General features: G+C 71.0%; 4 protein-coding genes. 3 read left to right on the plus strand and 1 reads right to left on the minus strand.

Translation table 11 applies throughout. The features are described from left to right. Positions 1-31: 31 nt before the first annotated feature. On the minus strand, positions 32-106 hold the full coding sequence (locus ACFUC1_RS20355; protein WP_369791897.1) for a 50S ribosomal protein bL37: 75 nt from the start codon (positions 104-106) through the stop codon (positions 32-34). Positions 107-414: 308 nt separating this feature from the next. Between ACFUC1_RS20355 and ACFUC1_RS20360 the strand changes: the two genes are divergently transcribed. From ACFUC1_RS20360 to ACFUC1_RS20370, 3 genes are read left to right on the plus strand one after another with little or no spacing between them, the layout of a single operon-like run. Continuing rightward, on the plus strand, positions 415-570 hold the full coding sequence (locus ACFUC1_RS20360) for a hypothetical protein (RefSeq protein WP_379123087.1): 156 nt from the start codon (positions 415-417) through the stop codon (positions 568-570). Between the two features lie 40 nt (positions 571-610). Beyond that, positions 611-2,056, plus strand: a complete 1,446-nt coding sequence (locus ACFUC1_RS20365) for an HD-GYP domain-containing protein (RefSeq protein ID WP_379123089.1) — start codon at positions 611-613, stop codon at positions 2,054-2,056. Beyond that, complete coding sequence (locus tag ACFUC1_RS20370; protein ID WP_379123091.1) at positions 2,053-3,348, plus strand: HD-GYP domain-containing protein; 1,296 nt, start codon at positions 2,053-2,055, stop codon at positions 3,346-3,348. Before ACFUC1_RS20365 ends, ACFUC1_RS20370 begins: the two co-directional genes overlap by 4 nt. The last annotated feature ends 163 nt before the right edge of the window (positions 3,349-3,511 follow it).

Here is a 3,511-nt window from a genome sequence, read left to right on the forward strand (position 1 = left end):
CGCCCGCTTCGTGCTGCGTCTGGGCGCGTGCTCAGGCGTTGGGCTTGCGACCGTGGTTGGCCGCGTTGCCCTTGCGCGAGCGGCGCTTGCGGGCGCGCTTGCTCATGGGAAATCGCTTCCGTCGGGGGGTGGTGGTGCCGTGGAGACACCCGGGCCACCGACCAGTCTCTCACACGCCACTGCGTGGTCCGGCCCTACTGGTGAGTTCCCGCCTGTTTCTCGCGCGATTCTCCCCCGAATGGCGGAGACCGACATTCAAGACTTGGCAAAGAAGGGGTCTACGGACGGCAAAACCCACTGGTTGGCGGGCATCATAGTCCCGTCGACCAAGCGAACCCCTGACGGTTGGCGACAAGTACCGGCCCGAACCAGCCAAACGGATGAGTCCGTACTCGGGCAGAAGGAGCAGCAGCCATGAAGGCTATCACCACCCTCTTCGAGTCCATCCTCACCAACGAGGAGACCATCGTCTGGGCGCCGGCTGAGGGTCCGACCCAGTTCGCCCGTGGTTGGGGCTGGAACCCGGCGGAGTCGGCTGCGCGTGGTTGGGGCTGGAACCCGGCTCTCTGAGTCGCTGCGGCGCAGCCACGCCGCGTCATAGATTGCTTTCGTGAGCACCGATCGTCCGACCCCAGCCCGCCCTCGGCTGGACAGCGTTGCGACGATCAGCTACATCAGCGGAGTTGCCCTACTCGCAGTTGCCTTGGCAGCAGTTGGGTATGCCGTCTCCGGACCTCCTCACGACTGGCTGGCCGTAGCGGTGCTGGCCAGTTTGGGGATAACCAGCTGGGTGCTCCGGGAGACCGATGTCGGGTCCCGGGTCCAGCTGTCGTTCATCAGCATCGTCCTCCTCGCCTCGGCCGTCATCGTCGGGCCGGTCGGGGCCGCCATCGTCGGCGCAGTGGGAACGCTTCTCCAGCTCGACCGGCAGCAGTTCATCGTCCGGTTGTTCAACATGTCGCTGTTCTCGGCGATGGGGTCACTCGGTGGCCTGGTCTACGCCCAGGCGGGCGGGATCCAGGCTTTCGCAGGCAGCGAGTCGGCTGGCACCATCCTCATCTCGGTCGGCGTCCCCCTGATCGTCGCCGACGTCACGCAGTGCCTGCTCAACGCGATCCTCATCGCGGGGGTCCTCCGGGCATCGTCCGGCACCCGGGTCAGGACCCAGATCCTCAAGCTGCTCAGCACCTCCGGACTCGCCTACATCGGGTACGGCGTGATCGGGTTCCTCTTCGTCGTGCTGTGGATCCCGGCGGGTGTCGGCTGGTTCAGCGCCATCCTCGTCCTCGCGCCGCTCGCCGTCGCACAGTGGGCCTTCGGCCAGTACGGCGAGGAGCTGCGCGCCCACGACCGGACGCTGCGCGCCCTCGTCACGGCCGAGGAGAAGAAGGACCCCACCAACGCCGGCCACAGCCAGAAGGTGGCTCAGCTCAGCGAGTGGCTCGCCGAGGCCCTGGGCCTGGGGCACAAGGAGATCCAGGACGTCCGCACCGCCGGGATGCTCCACGACATCGGCAAGGTCGGCGTCCCCGCCCGCTACATCCGCTCACGACGGCCGCTCGAGGACGAGGACTTCGTCGTCATCGCCGAGCACGCGGGGGCCGGTGTGGAGCTGGTCCGTGGCATCGAGTTCCTGTCCGGCTCGCTGGACGGCATCGCCCACCACCACGAGCGTTACGACGGGCTCGGGTACCCCGCCGGGCTGGCCGGCGAGCAGATCCCCCTGGTGGCCCGCATCGTCGCCGTCGCCGACGTCTTCGACGCACTGACCACCGAGCGGTCGTACCGCCCGGCGCTGGGGGTCGAGGACGCGCTGCAGGTCATGCGTGACCGCGCCGGCACCCACCTGGACCCGCTCGTCGTCGACGCGCTGGGCAAGGTGCTCGTGAGGCACCCGTGGCAGCCGACGCCCCGGCCGGACACCTCCTCCACCGCCTCCCTCGCCCTCGACCACGACGAGCCCGAGGTGTCGGACCGGCTCGCGGTGCGCCAGGACCTGCGCGAGCGCATCCACGGCGTCCCCGACGTGCAGCGTCCCGCCCAGGTGACCACGTGAACGCGGGCTGGCGGACCGTCCGGCTCGGTGCCCCCATCGCCGTCCTCGCCGTGGTCGTGGTGGTCGCGGCGTGGTGGTCGGCCGCCCCGTCGTTCGGGTCGCTCGTCAGCGACGAGTGGGGCCGGCTGGTCCTCTTCCTCGTCGCCATCGCGCTGGGGGAGACCGCACGGCTGACCATCCTCACCGGGCGCGAGACCGCCCCCATGTCCACGGCTGCGGCCCTCGGGCTCGCCTTCTCGACCATCGCTGCCGACGGCCGGCCGGGGGTCGGCGCCGACGTCGTCATCGCCGTCATCAGCGCGGGCATGCTCGTGGGCCAGGTGCTGCGCCGGGTCACCGGGTCGGGGGCCCAGTGGGGGGACACCGCGGCCCGGCTGATCGGCGCCTCGGTGGCGCCCCTGCTCTTCCGGCAGGTCCACTTCGGCGGCCGGACGCTGCTCGACTGGGAGAAGGAGTGGGGCCGCGACCGGTGGCTGGTGGCCGTCGTCATGCTGCTCGTGGGTGCCGTCGCGATGCTCGTCGACCTGACGCTCGAGGCCTGCATCCGGGCCGACGCGCAGGAGTCGCCGCTGCTGCCGGCGATCCTGGACGAGTACCGGTCGGTGGGGCCGCTCGCCACCGCCCTCGTCACCTCGGGCGCGCTCATCGCCCTGGCGGAAGTGGCCATCGGTGTCGCCTCGGTCCCGCTGTTCCTCTTCCCGTTGGTCCTCACCTACTTCGCGGTGCAGCGGTACGCCTCGATCCGCACCACCTACCGGCAGACGATCGGCGCACTGTCCTCGCTCACCGACCTCGCCGGGTACACCGGCACCGGCCACGGTCAGCACGTCGCGGACCTCGCGGTAGCCGTCGGGCGTGACCTCGGTATGAGCCACCGTGAGCTGACCGACCTCGAGTATGCCGCGCTGCTGCACGACCTGGGCCAGGTCGCCCTGCGCGAGCCGATCCCGCGGGGGGCGACGGTCATGGCGGCGCCCGTCGACCAGCAGCGGATCGCCTCGGACGGGGCCGAGATCGTCCGGTCGACGGGTGTGCTCGACCAGGTGGCCGGCATCCTGCAGGCACAGACCACGCCCTACCGCCAGGTGCGCGAGTTCGGCCAGGACCTCCCGTTGTCGAGCCGGATCGTCAAGGTCGCCAACGCCTACGTCGACCTCGCCGGGCCGGACGACGCGCAGGACGAGCACGCGATGGAGCGCATCCACCTCGGGCTCGGCTACGAGTACGACCCCCGCGTCGTCGACTCGCTCTCGCGGGTCCTCACCCGCCGCCGGCAGCGCGCCAGCTCCTGAGTGCGGAACCGGCTCCGCGGCACACGCGCCACGCCGGCTCCGCGGCATACGGGCCGCGCCGGCTGCGCGGCACACGCGCCGCGCCAGCTCCGCGGCATACGGGCCGCGCGGGTCCTGCCGCACACGCCGACCCACGGCACACGGCGAAGGGGTGGTGCCGGAC

Origin of the sequence: Pedococcus sp. NPDC057267 (genome assembly GCF_042668795.1) — a bacterium.
In the GTDB taxonomy this organism is placed as follows: Bacteria; Actinomycetota; Actinomycetes; order Actinomycetales; family Dermatophilaceae; genus Pedococcus.